General features: G+C 56.6%; 13 protein-coding genes and 1 tRNA gene. 6 read left to right on the plus strand and 8 right to left on the minus strand.

Annotation, left to right across the window (positions count from 1 at the left end; genetic code table 11):
• Window positions 1–144: 144 nt before the first annotated feature.
• The 3 genes from M5R41_11155 (at window position 145) to M5R41_11165 (ending at window position 4,417) form a co-directional block, all read left to right on the plus strand.
• On the plus strand, window positions 145–2,907 hold the full coding sequence (locus M5R41_11155; protein MCZ7556946.1) for a TonB-dependent receptor: 2,763 nt from the start codon (window positions 145–147) through the stop codon (window positions 2,905–2,907).
• A 56-nt stretch (window positions 2,908–2,963) separates the two neighbouring features.
• Window positions 2,964–4,046 (plus strand): phytase, encoded by a 1,083-nt coding sequence (locus tag M5R41_11160; protein MCZ7556947.1) that lies wholly within the window; start codon window positions 2,964–2,966, stop codon window positions 4,044–4,046.
• Between the two features lie 298 nt (window positions 4,047–4,344).
• Window positions 4,345–4,417 (plus strand) — tRNA-His (locus M5R41_11165).
• A 183-nt stretch (window positions 4,418–4,600) separates the two neighbouring features.
• Here M5R41_11165 and nrfA read toward each other — a convergent pair.
• From nrfA to M5R41_11200, 7 genes are all read right to left on the minus strand, one after another.
• On the minus strand, window positions 4,601–6,070 hold the full coding sequence (gene nrfA / locus M5R41_11170) for an ammonia-forming cytochrome c nitrite reductase (protein ID MCZ7556948.1): 1,470 nt from the start codon (window positions 6,068–6,070) through the stop codon (window positions 4,601–4,603).
• Between the two features lie 21 nt (window positions 6,071–6,091).
• The gene (nrfH, locus tag M5R41_11175) at window positions 6,092–6,682 is read right to left on the minus strand and encodes a cytochrome c nitrite reductase small subunit (GenBank protein MCZ7556949.1); all 591 of its coding nucleotides are present in this window, start codon (window positions 6,680–6,682) and stop codon (window positions 6,092–6,094) included.
• A 16-nt stretch (window positions 6,683–6,698) separates the two neighbouring features.
• On the minus strand, window positions 6,699–7,952 hold the full coding sequence (locus M5R41_11180) for an alginate export family protein (GenBank protein MCZ7556950.1): 1,254 nt from the start codon (window positions 7,950–7,952) through the stop codon (window positions 6,699–6,701).
• A gap of 277 nt (window positions 7,953–8,229) precedes the next feature.
• On the minus strand, window positions 8,230–9,351 hold the full coding sequence (locus M5R41_11185; GenBank protein ID MCZ7556951.1) for a 4Fe-4S binding protein: 1,122 nt from the start codon (window positions 9,349–9,351) through the stop codon (window positions 8,230–8,232).
• A gap of 39 nt (window positions 9,352–9,390) precedes the next feature.
• The gene (locus tag M5R41_11190) at window positions 9,391–9,840 is read right to left on the minus strand and encodes an Rrf2 family transcriptional regulator (GenBank protein ID MCZ7556952.1); all 450 of its coding nucleotides are present in this window, start codon (window positions 9,838–9,840) and stop codon (window positions 9,391–9,393) included.
• A gap of 286 nt (window positions 9,841–10,126) precedes the next feature.
• Window positions 10,127–11,152, minus strand: coding sequence for a hypothetical protein (locus tag M5R41_11195; protein MCZ7556953.1), 1,026 nt, complete (start codon window positions 11,150–11,152; stop codon window positions 10,127–10,129).
• Window positions 11,153–11,167: 15 nt separating this feature from the next.
• Entirely contained in the window at window positions 11,168–13,243 is a 2,076-nt protein-coding gene (locus M5R41_11200; protein MCZ7556954.1) for a VIT domain-containing protein, read from the minus strand.
• A 338-nt stretch (window positions 13,244–13,581) separates the two neighbouring features.
• On the opposite strand from M5R41_11200, the gene M5R41_11205 reads away from it, so the two are divergent.
• Together M5R41_11205 and M5R41_11210 are read left to right on the plus strand one after the other, a co-directional pair.
• Window positions 13,582–14,889: an MgtC/SapB family protein gene (locus M5R41_11205; protein ID MCZ7556955.1), complete on the plus strand. Its 1,308-nt coding sequence runs from the start codon at window positions 13,582–13,584 to the stop codon at window positions 14,887–14,889.
• 8 nt (window positions 14,890–14,897) lie between these two features.
• Entirely contained in the window at window positions 14,898–15,509 is a 612-nt protein-coding gene (locus M5R41_11210) for a response regulator transcription factor (GenBank protein ID MCZ7556956.1), read from the plus strand.
• A gap of 60 nt (window positions 15,510–15,569) precedes the next feature.
• Here M5R41_11210 and M5R41_11215 read toward each other — a convergent pair whose 3' ends face one another.
• On the minus strand, window positions 15,570–17,174 hold the full coding sequence (locus M5R41_11215; protein ID MCZ7556957.1) for a CHAD domain-containing protein: 1,605 nt from the start codon (window positions 17,172–17,174) through the stop codon (window positions 15,570–15,572).
• A gap of 181 nt (window positions 17,175–17,355) precedes the next feature.
• Between M5R41_11215 and M5R41_11220 the strand changes: the two genes are divergently transcribed.
• Window positions 17,356–18,693 (plus strand): insulinase family protein, encoded by a 1,338-nt coding sequence (locus M5R41_11220; protein ID MCZ7556958.1) that lies wholly within the window; start codon window positions 17,356–17,358, stop codon window positions 18,691–18,693.

Raw genomic sequence — 18,693 nt, forward strand, 5'->3', positions numbered from 1 at the left:
CCTCATAAAGAGCTAACACACGGGATCTAGTTTTGAGAATGCAACCGGATGACCCTCAGGTCAGGGCCAAAGGAAGCATTTATTCAATTCCAACTCGAATGCTACACCGTACCATTCCATTATGAACAGTGACATGAGGACCTCATGAAACATGTGACGTTATGTATTCTCGCACTTGCCATGCTGGCAGAGATAAGCGCGGCGCAATCTGTCGGCACGATTCGCGGCAGGATCAGCGACGAAGGCACCATGCCGTTGGCAGGAGCGAATATTTTCATTCGCGAACTCCGCATCGGAACCGCCGCAGACGACAACGGTGGTTTTACCCTGCTGCGCGTACCCGCCGGAACACATCAGGTAGCGGTCTCCTACATCGGGTATCGACCTGAGACCGTGGCTGTCGACGTCAAGGCGGGGCAAACCGTCGTGCTGAATATTCGTATGCAATCCGGCGTTATCGTCGGGGAGGAGGTCGTCGTGCTTGGTGAGCGTCTGAAGGGGCAGGCGAAAAGTCTCAGTCAGCAACGCAGCAATCCGAACATCACGAACATCATTTCCAGCGATCAGGTCGGTCGCTTCCCGGATGCGAATATCGGCGACGCGTTGAAGCGTGTTCCCGCCATTACCGTGAATTACGATCAGGGCGAGGCGCGTTTTGCGAATATTCGCGGAACCGAACCCCGCCTGAATTCAGTCATGATTAACGGCGAGCGCATCCCCTCCGCCGAGGGAGAGCGTCGCGCAGTGCAGGTGGATCTGATTCCCTCCGACGCTGTGCAGTCCATCGAAGTCAACAAAGCGGTGACACCGGACATGGATGCCGATGCCATCGGGGGGTCGGTCAATCTGATCACGCGCGGAACACCGAACCGCCTGCGCCTTTCCGCCACGCTGGGCAGCGGCTACAACATGCTTTCCGAAAAGGCGATGTGGACGGGATCGGCAGTGGCGGGTACGCGACTGCTGGACAGCAAGCTCGGTATCACGCTCAGCGGTTCGTATCATGACCATCATCTCGGATCGGACAACACCGAAGGGATCTGGAGCAAAGACGATGACGGGAACGTGTTCGCCGAGGAGTGGGAAGTCCGCGCGTACGATGTGCATCGTATCCGCCGCAGCGTCTCGTCCGCGCTGGATTTCCGTCTGGATGCCTCAAACACTCTCTATGCCAGTGCCATGTACAATCATCGGGACGACTGGGAGAACCGCTTGCGTTTGCGCTACCGACTGGAGCCCACGGATGCCAGCGGCATTTCCCAATCGACGGAAATCCGTCGGCAGGTAAAGGGAGGAATCAACAACGACATCAATGACAATGCCCGGCTTGAGGATCAGAGAGCATGGACGGCCTCGTTGGGTGGTGACCATGTGTTCGCAAACCTGATCAAGGCAAACTGGTCCGTCGCATGGTCGAAAGCCAGCGAGGACAGACCCAATGAGCGATATCTGGGCTGGCGCGTACGCCGCGTTCCGGTGCGCATGGACCTCTCGGATCCCAAGACGCCCTACCCTTCACCCGTGGATGCTTCACTGGTCACCCTCGACAAGTACACGCTGCATGAACTGACGGAAGAACATCAGTATACCGAGGAGAAGGATTTCAATTCCCGTCTGGATCTCGAACTGCCATTACTTACCGCCGGCGATTACAAGAACAGCGTGAAATTTGGCGGGCGGTACAAGGTAAAGGACAAACTGCGTGACAACGAATTCTTTGAATACGAGCCGCTGTCCGGCTTCGACAATCTGGCCTCCGTTGCAAACGCCGATTACACGGACGATGACTTTCTGGCCGGTGACTACCGCATCGGATCCTTCGCGACGCCGGAATTCCTCGGTTCGCTCGATCTCGATAATCCCGCGTTGTTCGAAAAATCCGACGTCCCGGCCGAGTACGCCGCGGCGAATTTCAACGCCAATGAGACGGTGACCGCCGGCTACGTTCAACTCAATCAGAACATCGGCGACAGAATGCATGTCATTGCCGGTGTGCGCCTGGAGCAGACCAAGGTTGACTACAAGGGGTACGAATTTAACGACGACACGGAGGAAATCACCCCGACCGCGGGAACTTCCGACTACAGCAACGTGCTGCCCGGTCTGCATGTGAAGTACGACATCAACGAAAACACGATACTCCGCTTTGCGTGGACGAACACGCTCGCACGGCCGAACTACTATGACATCGTACCGTATCGCAACATAGCTGTGGAGGATGAGGAACTGTTCCTGGGTAACTCCACCTTGAAACCGACCACCTCCATGAACTTTGACGTGATGGCCGAACAGTACTTCGCTTCCGTCGGAATCGTGTCCGCGGGGGTGTTTTACAAGGACATCAGCGACTTCATCTACATCTACAATCAGAAGGGTTTTGTCGATCCGGCGACCGGTGAGACGTACAATCTGTTCCAACCGCGCAACGGTGCCAAGGCGACGCTGACAGGCGTGGAATTCGCCTTCCAGCGGCAGTTGGATTTCCTGCCCGGCTTCCTCTCCAGGCTCGGACTGTACACCAACTACACCTTCACGTCCTCGACCACCGACAATCCTGATTTCGGAGACCGCGATCTCGATCTTCCCGGCGCCGCGCCGCATTCTCTCAACGCGTCCCTGACCTGGCAGGACAGCCGTTTCGTCATGGGTGTGTCGTTCAATTACACCAGCCCGTACATGGATCCCGACGAACTGGATTTGACTCCCGGTCTCGAGCGTTACTATGACAAGGTCACGCATCTGGATCTGAACGCGTCGTATGCGTTGACTCCTCAATTGCGGATCTTTTTTGAGGCGAACAACCTGCTCGATCAACCGCTGCGTTATTATGCCGGCGAGAGCAGCCGCACCTATCAGGCAGAGTACTACAACCGTCGCTTCAGCGCCGGCGTCAAATTCGATCTCTGACATCAATACCGGCGCTCCCTTTTCAGGGGGCGCCGGCCCTTATCCGGAATCAACACATGAAATCACACTTCATCATACTTGCCTTCGTGCTGAGCGCAGTTGTGCAAACGGGCTGCGGTTCAGGACAGAAGGACACCGGGCAGACGCCACAGAATAGCATCGAGCGTATTCTGGTCACTGAAGCATGGAACTCGCCGCGGAACGAGACGGACAATGTGGATTCGCCCGCATTCTGGTATGCGCCCGACGGCAACCATATCGTCATAGCCACAGCGAAATCCACGGATCGCTTGCTGGTGTATGATGCGAAATCGGGAAAGTTGCTCCGCACCATCGGGACGAGCGGAAGCGGCATCGGACAACTGAAGCGACCGAATGGGATTGCCATCGTTGATGATCTGGCGATTATCGTCGAACGCGACAACCACCGCATTCAGGTATTCCGCCTCCCTGACGGAAAGCCGCTCGGATACTTCGGTGCGGATCAACTCATCAAACCATACGGCATTGCTGTGATCCGCATGGACAAAGGTTTTTCCTTGTATGTCACCGACAACTATGAAACCGCTGACGAAATGGTACCGCCTGCTTCGGAGCTCGGCAGACGCGTCAAGCGCTTTTCGCTCACCGTTACGGGCGACGTGGCTGAGGGGAATTACCTCGGGAGCTTCGGCGAGACCACCGGTGCCGGGGTGCTTCAGATCGTGGAATCCATCTGTGCCGACACCGTTCACAACGTCTTGCTCATCGCGGATGAAGATTCAGCACGGAATGATGTAAAGGTCTATGATCTCGACGGGCGTTTTACGGGAGACATCGTCGGCAAGGGACTCTTCAAATCTCAGCCGGAGGGTATCGTACTGTACGAGTGCCCCGATGGTGGCGGCTATTGGGTCATGACGGATCAGGGGAAAACCGAAAACAATTTTCTCGTCTTCGACCGCGTGACCTTCGAATTCGTCGGCATGTTCCATGGTTCCGCGACTCGCAACACAGACGGTATCGTGCTTACGCAACGCAGCTTCGATTCCTTTGCGGCAGGTGCATTTTTCGCGATCCATGACGACGGCAATGTTTCCGCATTCGATTGGTCCGAGATCGCAAAAGCTCTGAAACTCGCGCGGACCTGCGTGCAATAAACGGCACCCTCGCGTCAGTGAAGCCTTCCGTTCGGATCAGCCGATCGATACACTTCTTCCCTGTCTCTCTGCCATCGCAGACCGCACTTCAGGCACCGATACACCGGTGCCTGAATTTTTTCTGAGCATGTTGAGGGGGAGGCGGAAACCGGAACACTGCGCGTGTGGCGTTCTGTCAATTCTCCATTGACAGGGAGACGCGAGGACGATACGGCGTCCGTCTCGTGCGGTATCAGTGTGCGTTATAAGCGCACTCTTTACATATATCAACACAATGCGTATATTATAATTCTCTACGGTGAGCGTAGCTCAGTTGGCAGAGCATCAGATTGTGGCTCTGAGGGTCGCGGGTTCAAGCCCCGTCGCTCACCCCGGAACAAGCGGACACCCCAGTGGTGTCCGCTTTCTGTTTGTCGCACGCATTGGTCGTAACGCCAGGCGTGTGAGAAACGGAAGGGACAAGCGCGTCAAAGGACGTTGATCCTCCACGTACCGTAATGGTAAAAAAAGGACGGCCCGGTGGCCGTCCTCTGACTGTTGATCTGTGCAGGTTGTCAGTATTTCGCCTGCCGGGCTTTGGCCGCCGCATCCCATTCAGGAATGATTTTGCTCAGGAAGTCCTGTTTCTCTGTATTCAGCACCGCCATGTCGAGTCCGATAAATGCCTGCGCCTTTGCCTTCGTGCTGATGTCGGGCAGGGGAATGGCGTCCGTATAGCCGCGCTTGGCGAGGACACGGACGATCTGCGCCCGTGCGGCTTCAGCCTTTTGAATCGCATTCGCCATAGTGCGGCTGGCCTCTACCGGGGAGTGGAAACCGAGGCCGTTGGCGGCGGCCACCCAGTCCCAGCGCCACTGTGCCTGACGGATGAGCTTGAGCACGGGTGCCATCTCGCTTTCCGTGGCGCCCTTGTCCCAGGCAAACTTGGCTTCGATATGCGCCTTGGCGAGCGCATCCTCGGCCAGCTTGCGCATTTCCTCCATTTTGTCCTGACGTTCATACACATCGCGGAGCAGATTCTGCTCACTTTCGCGGTGGCAGACCTGGCAGGAATTGGCGATGTTCGCGAGCGGGCTCTGAATCTTGTGGTCGGTGAACTTCACGCCGCCTTCGCTGCGGTAGGGCATGTGACAATCCGCACAAGATACTCCGCGCTTAGCGTGAATGCCCGTCATGTACAGCTCATAATCGGGATGCTGTGCTTTGATGATCGGCGCACGACTGAGTTTGTGGACAAAATCCACATGCTCGATTTCGTCGTAGTAGGCTTCCATTTCCTCCGCGGAAAAGCCCTTATCCCAAGGGAAGGTGAGGTATTTCTCTTCCTTGCCCTTGAAGTAATACTCCACATGGCATTGCGCGCACACGAGCGAGCGCATTTCCTGATGGGTCGCCTTGCTGATGTCTTTGCCCTGGCGCTGGAAGGCCTCGATGAGCGCCGGGCGCGTGATACGAAGATTCATTGACTTGGGATCGTGGCAATCCTGACAACCGATGTTGTTGACGATTTCCGGACCCATGTTGGCCCAGGTGTCCTTGTAAAATTCGGCGACGCCTTTCTGATTCATCATACGCGGGACGTCCGTACTTTTGCAACTCCAGCAGGTTGCAGGTTGCGGGACGGCTGTGCGCAGCGTATTGCGCACATCGTCTACCGCGTGATAATGACCGCGGCCCTGCTTGTAATCGCGCGAAAACGCATACCCTGCCCAGAGAACCACCAGATTGGGGTAATGTTCGAGGTAGTCGATTTCGGCGGAACCGCCGTGTTTACTCGAAAAGCTGCCGTCGGCGGTTTCAGCATAGCGTTCGTATTGCCGGGGATAATTTTCGCCCCAGACCTCGTTGCGCGGCTCCCAGTCCGCGATGGGTTTTACCTGCACCACGAGTTGCGATTCGCCGCGTCGTTCCATAATGGAAGCGCCAAGCAAACCGATGAGGAAGACAACAACGACGGTGCCGAGAAACAGCGTCCAACCCAGCCAGGGCTTTTCCTGAACGATGTCCATGATTCGACGTTTCATGAGTGCTCCTTCTGCGTACTGTTATTTTTCGGATTGTTCAATGAAAGTTTCCAGCCAGGAGGGCATGACCGCTCCCGGAATTGGCACGCGCGCGTGTGGCGTGGACGCAAGACTTTTCACACGTCCATGCGGAACTTCGCGGTGGCAGTCCCAGCACAGCAGGCCCTCACCCGCGGCTGCGGACGTGGCGGTAACGCTGCGCGACGAGACCTTATGAATCAGATCGCTGTGACAGCGTATGCAGTTTTCCTGCACCACACCGACACCAGCGTCTTTGATTTGAATCACCTGCGGTTCCAGACGCAGTGTAAACATCGTTGCATGACGCAATCCGTCACTCGCTTTGAAAGCGTAGGTGCGGACGATGTTGTCATGCGGCACATGACAGTCGTTGCAGGTCGTCACACGCCCGTGGCTGCCATGTTGCCAGGTGGCGTACTGAGGCGTCATGACATGGCAGTTGACGCATGCCAGCGGATCGTCGGACATGTACGACACCGCATTGCTGATGTAGAGCGTCAGCGCCCCGAGACCGCCGAGCACGCCGAGCAGCAGTATCACGGGCAAACGCCACTGCGGCGGGGGGATAAGAAAACGAATGATTCTATTCATGGCTCTCGCCTGTGGTTCAGAAATTGACCGTCGTCATAACATAGCCCCATGTGCTGCTCTCTGTCGTCGTTCCGATGGCGCGAAGTACGGGGCGGTCGGCATTCGCGCTGAACATGGAGAAGCCTGCCGTCATTCCGACAACTTCCGCCAGTTTCCATTTGGCCGTCACATCTATTTCGGTGCCGATGCTGGACGACCACTCCGGATCGCGCGTGGGCAGGGCTTTCACCGGATCGGTGACTGTGCTGAACAGATGCACGTCCACAGCGAAAACGACATCCTTTACCGGCACGATGCTCACCTGGCCGATGATATCCATCAGTCCCAGATTGCTTGTGTGTGTCGGAATGTTCGTGAAGTAATCCATAAAGCCGTAGAATTTGTGATTCGTGCCGTACAGCGTATTGAAGACGCCATAGGTGTCCGTTTTTTCCGGATCGCTGCCGGACAAGCGATCAATACCTGCGCCGATACGCAATCCCAGCGCATCCGGGAAGCGATAGCCCACCCGTGCACCGATCATATTCGCGGAGATATGATGTTTCTCCTCGTTCTGCACCATGATATGATCGCCGAACTGCATCGCACCTTCGATCTCGTAATCCAGCATGCCTATATGCCCACCCGCGACGACACCGGCGGTATGCCGGTTCTGCCGGACGAGGGAGCCGGCGGGAGTATCGAAAAGCCAGAAGGCATTGACGCTGTTCCTGCTTCCTTCCGGCGTCCAGACTCCCCAGAGACCGGTAAGGAAGACGTCGCGCGCATAGTCGATATTGATGGGATTGCGGGCGATGGCCGCACCGATCGCGTCCACCCGTACGTCACCGAGATGCACACGCAGCACGCCGGCGTCGAAGGACTGCCCGAAGTTGCTCCAGTCGATGCCGCCGAGCAGGCGTTCATTGGCATAGGAGAGCACCTGACGCCCGAGTTTGAAACTGACATAGCCGTCCGCGCAGCCGGTGACTTCGACATATCCCTGTCGCAAATCGAACGCCGACGCGCCGATATTCTGGGTGCTTGCGCTCCCTCCAAAGAAGCGGGCGTCCTGCACTTCCACCACGACGTTTACGCGATCAGTGATGGTGGCTTTGGCCCCCAGGCGTGCACGAAGCAGATGAAAGGCATCCATGTGTGCATTCTCGAGGAAAATCTTGTCGCTGAATTCGCTCCGCTCACGAAGCTGTCCGGTAACGGTGATCGTCTGCGCATGCACCAATGTCGTGGTAATGAGCAGCAGAATACCGACAGTGAGAGATCTCAACATACGGCCTCCAATTGGTGAGAAATGAAACTCGTGTGTAGGAAAAGAGTCGATCGTGTCGTGCGGAAACGTAGGCAACGGGGAATGGGCCACGGAGAGGAGGCACTCGCGCGCGGCACGGGCAAGACCGCAGAGCCGTCCCCGGAGTACACCGATCCGCTTCCCGTGCATGAGATGATGCGCGAGGATGAGAACAGACTGTTCTGTTGGTTACGGACGAAACAGATCGCCCGTATTCGTGCAAGGTGCAAACTGGCTCCTTGACGCGCCTTACGCGTCGTTAGGGAGTGGAGGTGCGGTTTCCGTTTGTTCCGGCGCCGTGTTGCGTGCCATAAGGATAGTCCTCGGGTTCCGCTGGCGCGCTGCCCTGATTGTGCTGATAGATGGGATTGTCTATGTCCTTGATACGTCTGGAAAATTCCTGCTCGCTCACATTGCTGTGCCAGTTGCCCGTAAGCATGCCGATGCCGGTTACGAGCATGAACGTGCCTATCACCGCCGCGGCCACCCAAAGCGGCTTCCATTCGAAGCGGCTTTTTTTCGACGCTTTGAGCTGCAGGGTGTTTATTACAGGACACACATCCACGCAAGCCATGCAGCTGGTGCATTCGTCTGACATGACGACACGCAGACGATCCACCGCGATATTGTTGGGGCAGACCTTGCTGCACTTCGCGCAGTCGATGCAGCTCTCGGCATTGCGGGTAATGCGGAAGGGACTTAGCAGTCCGATAAAGCCAAGCAGCGCACCGTATGGACAAAGATAGCGGCACCAGAAATTCCTGATGAACAGTGAGAATAGGACCAGTAAAGCGATAACTGTGAGCGAAAAGCGCGATATGTCCACAAAAAACAAAAGCATTTTGACATCTGCAACCTTATTGTACGGGCTGTCCAGAAACATGCGCAGGGACAATGCGTCCATCTGGAAAAACACCACCCAAATCAGGAACAACAGCATGATGTATTTAAGAGAGCGCAACGGATAATCGAGCCATTTCCAGACGCGGAAATTCCGGCCGAAGATTTTTTTTCCGAATTCGCCGATATTTTCCGACAGCGTTCCGACGGGACAAAACCAGCTGCAGAAGGATTTTTTCAGCAGAATGGACATCACCACGATGGCGAGGAGGATAAACAGCCCCGCGGGGTGCACGCCATGGATTTCGCCGCTGAGAAGCAGATACCACAGACTCATCAGCGATGAGATCGGGAGGAAGCCCTCAACGCCCGGTGGACGAGTGATCGCGAGAGTAGCGCTCCCTTCGTGCAGGTAAAACCAGAGGATGAACTCCACCCCTATCCAGAGGCAGAGAGCGAGAAAGGCGAATTGCACCCAGAAACGGATTTGCTGTCCGTTCGTGCTTTGCCGTTTCTCCAGGTGCTTCGTGACGTCGCGCATAATGTAGACTTTCTTGTCGATGATATAGGCAAAAAAAAATCAGCTCATTTGGGCGTAGCGGTTGATGACATTGGCGATTTTCTCACGGGACAGGGGAAGCAGGTCCGCGAGACTGTCGTTGGACAGCATGGCGCGGAAGCGCTCGCGCACTTCGCCCCAGTGGTCATGTACGGGGCAGGGTTTGCCGGTGCCGCAGCCGGGGAAGCCGAGAATGCAGGTATCGAAAAAATCGAGTCCATCAATGGCACCGACAATATCAATGATGTGGATGTCGGATGCGTCCCGTTGCAGGGTAAATCCCCCGTGCACACCCTTATAGGAGGTGAGAACGTGTTTTTCGCTCAGCGATTGTAATATTTTCGCCAGAAAATGAACAGGGATATGCAATTCCGAGGCGATTTCCTTGATCCCGACGCGCCGGTCGCCGCGCGTGGCGATATAGAGCGTCGCCTGTATTCCGTATTCGCATGCTTTGGAGAAAAATGCCATACTTTCAATTGCCGAATGTCGAGTCGATTATCTATGATCAATGTACACCGTAATCATGCGAAAGTCAAGACTCCGGATGGCGCACGCGGGCCAGCGCACCCAGGCCGGCATGTTCAAGAGGCCGAGCACATTCGGATGTGCTCCGGTGGTCATTCCATGCAGACGTCATCGCACGCATATCAACCACCCGAGACACGCGGCATTCAGGTTTCCGCGATCCGGCGTACGAAGCTCCTAATGTTCTCTGCGAATTCTGTTCGCTCGGTGGTCTCTCTGTCCGCACCCTTCAAAGCTCTTCATCCACCATGCGAAAAATCGCGTGATCGAGAGTCAAGGCGAAGACGCGGACGGGGTAGCCGGGTGCGATACGAACACGCATGATGTTGCCGGTCGGAAGGCCCTCGGACGCCCGCACCCACGTTGCGCCGCCATCTCGCGAGCGCCATACGCCGGTACCGATGGCCGAAATGTACAGTACGCGTTCATCGTCCGGATATACGGCGATTTCGGAAATCTCGGAGACCTCATTGAGCCGGCTCCAGTGTTGCCCCGCATCCGTCGAACGGTAGAGCCCACGACCGGTGCCCGTAACCCCGGCATAGATCGTGGCCGGGTCGGAGGGGCTGAAGGTGATAGCCCGTACACCACTTTGCGTCGGATCCGGTAGCCCCGATTGCACGCCGCTCCAGTTCAATCCGCCATCCGTCGAGCGATGCATCGCGTGGAACGCCGCGCTGCCGGCGAAGAGCAAGTGCGGATTCGCCGGGTGCGCGGCAATGACCTGAATACCTTGCTGCGTCAATCGGTGCTCCCAACTCTTGCCTTCGTCGGAACTGACGAAAATACCGTACGCATGCCCGAGTCCGCAGACGAGTCGCGATGGTGAAGTCCCCGTTTTGAGTACGTGTAACACACCACGGTATTTCCAGTCTTCCGGTGTGACTATCGCGGTCCAGAGTTGACCTCTGTTCGAAGAGCGGAAAAGATTGTCCGCACTTTGCCGTCCTCCGAAACCGGCGTACAGTTCATTTGTGTTGTTCTTGTCCAGAAACAGCGCCGTCACCCTCTCATTGGAGTAGGTCGTCGGAATTCCTTCGGTTATCAGAGACCAGTTGAAGCCACCGTCCGTCGAAGTGTACAGATTGCCATAGTCGGTTCCGCAGTACATGCGTAGTGAATCCACGGGATCGATTTCGATGGTGTATACGAGCGTGTGGAGCAGTCCCCTGTTCATCGGTTCCCAGGGTGAAAGCTGCGCGTGCAACGACATGGTTGACAAAAAAAGCAGGATGCCGAGAGCAATGCGTTTCATGTTGATATCCTCCTTTCACCGCAGCAGCGTCATGGAAATACGTGAGGTACCGTGGGCAGAGCTCATGAGACAATAATACAGTCCGGAAGGCAGCGGCCGGCCCATGTCATCGCTCCCGTCCCATTCAAGAGTAGTGGTGCCGGGACCGGGACGTCCTTCGTACAGCTTTCTTACCAGGCGACCCTGCTGGTCGTAAATAGTCAGTCTGACAACCGCTACGGACGCGGCGGCATCGTGCATGGTGAAGCGGATGACGGTCGAAGGATTGAAGGGATTCGGAAAATTCTGATGCAGTGTATATCCGACGGGAGTCCTGAGTTCCGCCAAGGCCTCCGTGGAGCTTTCCTTCTGCCGGTACACAAGAAACGCGGTGAAGGGACTCAGTATCATGTACTTCTCGCTGAGTCGTATGATTTCTTCCCGCATGACGGTGGAATCCGTGACATCCGCGAGCCGCAGCAGCAAATCAGAGATGCGTTTCGACGCCCAGAAACGGGCCACCTGCAGCGGATCGGTCGTGTCAGGGAAGAGGCGGAGTGTTCGAGGCGGAGAGTATGGCGTGCTGTTACCCGAGCTGCGCAACGATATACCGCACTCTCCTTCCCCAGCGTCCGTGAACAATCCCGTTGCGCTGACGTGCAGCATGTCTCTGCCAATTTTCCGATAATCCACATATGTTTCCCTCGCAAACGCGGGTAGTGTGAGCAGATAGTCCCGAAGGCCCTGGCTTCCGAAAGTGAAGGTGATGCGCTGGAGCACATCCTCCAGATTGTCGCCCTGCTCCAACGGCGCATACACGCCATCGGAAAGCTGTGCTATCGTCTCCAGCACCGCCGAAGGCTGCGACCATGCCGTAAGCGGGAAAAAACGCACTTGTCCGTGCGCGGTTTGCAGCATCCCAAGTAGTTCGCTGGCTTTGCGAGGGCCGTCAATGGGCAAACCGTCTGAAATGAAAATGCACCGGAGATCGCCGCTAGCACGGAAGGCGGTACCGGCTAATGATCGCAGCACCTCATCGAAACGGGTAATGCCGCGCGGATTGTATTCCGCCGATAAAAAGTCCTGTGCATACGTGACATTCTCCGCCGTCGCGAACGCCATCGCCGTGTCTGCGGGAAATGCCGTTAACCTGTCGTTGAAGAGCACGATGCGGAATCTGTCATACGGCCGCAGTGCCGCAAGCAACGTCGTTAACGACGCTCGCACGACATCCGCTCGCAAACCGGTCATGGATCCCGAGGCATCCACTGCGAATACGACATCCATTGTGCCGGACGCTGCGACGGGCAAGGTGTCCGGATACCAGAGCATGAAGAATCCGGTGTCGCTCGCCGTTTCGGTATGCCGGAGAACGTAAAGTGTGTCGGTCCAGTCGCTTACCGTGATTTCTATCCAGAAATCGCTGTTTTCCAGAATGTCTTCCCCGCCGAAGCTCGCCGTCACATGGGCGTCGGATAATTCCGTATACGCGATACGAGGCAAGCGGCTGTCGGGCGAGATGGTCAGATCGGCGATGGAGGAGCCCATCTCAATATCCAGAGTGAGTTGCAGCTTCTCTACCGGTGAAGTCTGATAGCCGCTCATATTAACAGGGTAGACGTAGCGTATTACGCCTCCCTCCTGCACAGGAAGTTGCAGAAAATACTGCAGCTCTATGCGACGCGACTCAGCAGGACCGATATTCGCCAATCGCAGTTGGAAACGATTCGCGCCGAGCGTCTGCAGCATCGCCGGATCGGCGTAGGGGGTTTTTGCAAGAGAATCATAGATTTGCTGCGCCACTTCGCGGCGCTTGACGACGAAGGTCTCGCGCTTGCCGTCTATCCACAGCCAGAGACCATCCACCACCGCGCCCTCAGGAAGCTGGAATACGTACCACGCCTCCACTTCGCGGCTTTGCGTGTTCAGAAAGGTTTCATCCACGTGCGTGACCGCGAGCAAATCCCTGATGGTAACGGTGGTATTGACGATAGTCTGGCAAAGATTGTAGATCGGCGAGGCTGTGCCCGCCGCGCGCGCGAAGAGTTTTCCGGCTTCCACCCTTTGCGCGCAGGGCAGCAGCAGGAGCAACAGGAGCAGTATTCTTTTCACGAGCCCTCCGAATGCGATGTTATACAGAGGGATGACACATGAAACAGAGAAACGTTCCTCCGTCAGGGAAAAAAAAATCACGTACCCAAGTACCTGCACGGACGTTCGCTTACGAAATCTCAACCGTGCGAGGCGCGCATCTCGATAACACCTCAGTCTGTTTGACGAAGGACCGTCCCCGAGCGCGATCATTTCCTGATACGGCAAGATACTGATACACATTCTCGTGCGGGTCTTCCAGCGCGTTGCACCCCCGCTTCACTGTGCTCAGTTTTCTGTGTGCGCTCTGTTTATGCCTGGTGTTCCATATATTGCACCATCATTACCATGGAACGACAATGGACTCGACCGCCTCAATGCTCACGCAGATTCATAGTGCAGCCGGAGCACTGGATCTTTCGGTGCCAGGTCTTTTTCAGAAAATCGCCATTGCTCTGCTCGTGGGCGCGCTGGTCGGTATCGAGCGCGAGCGCGCCGTGGAAGAGCATCGCCGCTTGTTCGCGGGCATACGCACCTACCCATTGATCGGTCTGCTGGGTTGCCTCAGCGCGTTGCTGGGCCATGCTGCCGGTGCATGGATGCTGGGCGTCCTGAGCATCGGATTTATAGCGCTCGTGGTCAGCTCGTACATGCTGGAAGCGCGGTCGGGATATCATGGAGCGACGAGCGAAGTGGCGGCCATACTGGTATTCGTACTCGGCGCTCTCATTTTTGAGGAATGGTATGCCGTTTCGATAGCGAGCGGTGTGGTACTGACGCTGTTCCTCTCCATGAAACAACCCTTGCAGCGCCTGATTGCGCGTGTTTCCGAGGAAGACATTTACGCGACGCTGAAATTCGCGATAATCACCGCTATTGTGCTGCCGGTATTGCCCAACGAGACCATGGGTCCGCTGGATGTGCTGAATCCCCGACAGGTCTGGTACATGGTGGTGCTGATCGCCGGCATCAGTTTCGCGGGGTATGTCCTGGTGAAGGTGTTTGGTTCAAAGCGCGGACTGGCGATAACGGGAATGATGGGCGGACTCGTCTCGAGCACCGCGGTGACGCTGTCGTTCTCCCAGAAGAGCCGGGAGGTTCCGGATCTCAGCCGGACTTTCGCCTCGGCCATCATTCTCGCATGCAGCATCATGTATCCGAGAATTCTTGTCGAAATCGCCGTCGTAAATCAATCTCTGCTCTCTTTCATGTGGCCGTTGCTGAGCATTCTTTTGGCTTCCGGTATTGCCGCGAGCCTGTTGCTTCTTTTCGGAAAAAAATCAGACACCATCACCGACGTTTCCCTGCAGAATCCCTTCGAATTGACGTCGGCCATCAAGTTCGGCCTGATTTTCGCCGTCATCCTGTTCATATCCAAAGCGGCGCAAATCTACCTCGGCGAAAGCGGGGTGTACATGGCGGCCGCACTGGCGGGGGTGTCCGATGTGGATGCGATTACGCTTTCCATGGCCAATTTGTCACGAAGCGGTGCGGTCGCGGAAAACACTGCGGCGGTTTCCATTCTCATTGCCGTCGTGGTCAATACTATCGTCAAAGCGGGCATCGCCTGGACTCTGGGCGCCACGGCACTGCGGCGCTTTACGTTGCCGGGTTTCGGTCTCGTGCTGCTTACGGGCCTCCTCCTTATCGGATGGTTGTTGCTGTGAGTGGGTACATGTATCGGATTGGCGTGGTGGAGGATCATGCCCAATGGCGTCAGGCGCTCACACAGGCGCTGTGCACGGAAGAGGAATACCAGCTCCGGGCCTTCGGCGACCTGGAGACCTTTCTCGAAGCGTTTCGCATCGCCCCCGATGATCTCGTGATCATGGACATTCATCTTCCCGGTGCATCGGGCATCGACGGCGTCCGCGGGATCAAAGCTCTCGCTCCGGAAACGGACGTCATCATGTGTACCGCTTTCGAGGATGACCAAAACGTCTTCGCATCGCTCAAAGCCGGTGCCTGCGGGTATTTGCTCAAGAGATCGTCACTGGATGAAATTCTGGCCGCCGTGGCGCAGGTCCGCTCCGGCGGTGCACCGATGACTCCTTCGGTCGCACGACGTGTGCTCGCTTCACTGCACCGACCGTCTTTGCGCGTACCTGCCACGGAACTAACCGGGCGCGAACAGGAAATTCTCGATTTACTGGGAGAAGGAAAAGCGTACAAAGACATCGCCGCGCAACTCTGTGTGGCGTTGAGCACGGTACAGACGCATGTGAAAAGTATCTACAGGAAACTCCATATCACCTGCCGCGCGGAAATCGCCGGGCGCAGCCGGTAAAAAAATACCTTTTACTGTTTTCCTGTGCTTCGTGGTGGAGTAGAAATCCGCAGTGCTCCATCACAGCGTAGCATCGCGGTCTCGGTCGCCGCCTGCCCGGAGCGGCAAATCTATATGCATGACGGACGCGTGCAGGGATGTGCGGAATTCGGTGCTGGTGATATTCTCCCATGCGGGGAGGACGGTGGAGAGCAGGCGGTGTTTTTCGGCCTGACGAATGGCGAGATAATGGAGCAATGGCGCGGGATTGATGCGCTCGGTGAACGTGACATCCAGTTGACGACGCTCGAGATCATCCACGAAAGCGGAGATGAGTTGTCCCGCTGTCTGTGCATCCTGGATCTCGCCAAGTAAATCCTGCATCGCAATTGTATGGTGAAGCAGAATCCGCGCCTCAGCGCCAAGAAGGCCACGGAAGAACTCCACCGTGTAACGCAGTTTCTTACAGTGAATCCTGAGCGCGTGAAGCACATCGAGCGTCGCAGTTTCCAGATAGGGCCCGAATGCGATGATATCCGCATAGCGGCGCATGATCATGATGGGCGCGATGGCCCCGATGCGCAGCGGCAATCCGGCGTCATTTGTCATTTCCCTGGCATCGCCTTTCTCCGGATGCGCAAGAAAATCCAGCATGCCCTGCTCGAAAACGACGAAGCTGTCGGACTGTATGTGTTCGATCAAGGCGTTCAGGTGGAGCGCCTGTTCTTCCCGCCAGATTGCGACAAGAGGGAAAAATGCCTGCTGTTCGTTCTCGTCGAGCGTATCGACATGCCGTTGCATGTGCAAGAGCAACACGTCGAGGTCCCGCACATTGCCGAGCAGGCGTGCCAGGCGACGCAACGCTTTTCGCAGTACCGTGATGTGTTTTGCCTTGAATGCGTCCTCGAACAGGACAAACGCCGACCGCAATCTTCGCGTAGCGACGCGCATGCGGTGCACAACTTCGGGATCAGCACCGAGCGTTTTCCTTTTGGATTGCCGCAACAAGATATCCAGCTGCTGTCCGCAGATTCGACGAGCAACGGTGGAAAGCGGCAGCATCGGGTCGAGTGTGTCGTTCTCCTTCGGGGCCTTCCGCCTTGTTGGCGTTGGCGTCGTCCGCGGTTGAGGAGACGCACTTCCGGATGCGTCTTCCCTGTCGGCGCGGGTCGGCCGGATATTGGGGGTCGCCGTTTGGAACAAGGCGACTCCCTGCCGCAACACCGCATTGCGCCAATAGCGTGTCCGGCTCTCGGAAAGTCCCACCTCGCGAGCGATGATACTGGTCGAGCGACCGTCGGCATAGCCCAGCGCAATCCGCAGGGCCGTACGGCGAGTTTCATCCAGCCTCGCCCCATCCACCTCGCGCAACGCATGCAGCAATGCCTCCGGAAACGCGTTGCCGTTCGAAGAACGGGGGGATGACCGCACGCGCTTGCCCCGCCGCTTTTCCGATGAGAAGTCGGGCTCGAAAATCCTCATTCCGTGCTCCTGGTACATTTTTCTCCAGAAGCGGACACGGCTCGGCGAAAGGCCGCAATCGTGCGCGATGAATGACGTATCGAATCCCTGCACGTAGAGCAAAAGGACGCGCGCGACGCGTTGCCGCTCTGATGGCAGCGCGGGGTCATCGGCCAGTTGGACCAGCCGTTGCGCCGCATTGCCATTCGATTCGACATCATTCATCGTCATGATGACGGAGACAGAACTACTGTGACAGTATGAGAAATATACCTGTCGTACGCGACCTTTCCCAATGTGTCCGCCGCCGGTGTCACTGCGCACCGCATGCACGTTGTGAATCGCGCGGCATTGGCGTACATTTACGATGCAGCAGTCCTTAACAGCGGCGTGAACCTCCGGAAGCATGGTTACCGTACTGATCCCTCTTCTTATCGCAGCTGGTCTCGCCGTCGGGCGTATGCACGCAACATCGGCGGAAGAGATACTTCCGTTTCGTTTCACCGAGTACCGCCTCGAAAACGGTTTGCGCGTCATTCTCATTCCCCGCCCGGGAGGCGGGCTCATGACCTACTACAGCATCGTGCGAACGGGAAGCAGAGACGAGGTCGAGGAAGGCACGACCGGCTTTGCGCATTTTTTCGAACACATGATGTTTCGCGGCTCGAAAAACTTTCCCGCAGCCAGATACGACAGCATGATTACGACCATGGGCGCAAATGCCAACGCCTACACCACGGACGACTACACCGCTTATCACCTGTCCTTTGCGAGCGAGGATCTGGAGACGGTGGTCATGCTGGAAAGCGATCGCTTCCAGTTTCTTGCGTACGACGAGGAAGCATTTCAAACCGAAGCTGCGGCGGTATACGGCGAGTATCGCAAAGGCAGAAGCGATCCGTGGGAATCTCTCTCCGAAGCACTGCACCGAACCGCGTACGACCAGCATACCTACCGGCATACGACCATCGGTTTCGAGGCGGACATCAAAACCATGCCAGGGCTGTTCGAATACAGCAAAGAGTTTTATCAACGTCATTACCGACCCGAAAACACCGTCCTGCTGCTCACCGGCGATTTTGACCCCGAAGAAGCGCGCTCACTGATCGATACATACTACGGCTCATGGCCATCCGGATATGTCGAGCCGGCCATCCCCGCGGAGCCCGAACAGCGCCAACGGCGTCGCGTGGATGTGACCTATGATGGCCAGACCCAGCCGCTTCTGGCTGTTGCGTGGATGGGGGAGGCTCTGAAGCCCTCCAGTAAACGCATGGCGGCGGGACACATGCTCGGCGAGTGGCTTTTTGGCGAAGGAAGCGCCCTGTATAAAAAACTGGTTCTCAAAGAGCAAAAAGTCCGGCACCTGGCTGTGGATTTCGGCTTGAATCGGGATCCCGGACTCTGGAGCGTGATGGCCAGCGTGAAGGATAAGAGGGACATCCGCTATGTGTTGTCGGAAATCGAAAAAACTGTTGCACTCTCCATACAAACAGCTCCTGCAAAAGAGGATCTCACACGGCTCAAGCGCCGGCTTCGTTACTCGTTTCTGATGGAGCTGGACACACCGGATCACATCGCCGCCAACCTCGCGCGCTATGCAGGGATAACGGGCGGTATTGACGCCGTCGAGCAGCTCTTCGCCTGCTATGCGGATGTGACGGCGACCGACCTGCGCGATGCCGCCTCCGCGCTGCTCGGGAAAGAGCGGAGTACGATAGCTGTCCTGACCGGGAGGAGATGA

This window comes from Bacteroidia bacterium, from assembly GCA_027493955.1.
GTDB lineage: Bacteria > Bacteroidota > Ignavibacteria > SZUA-365 > SZUA-365 > JAOSJT01.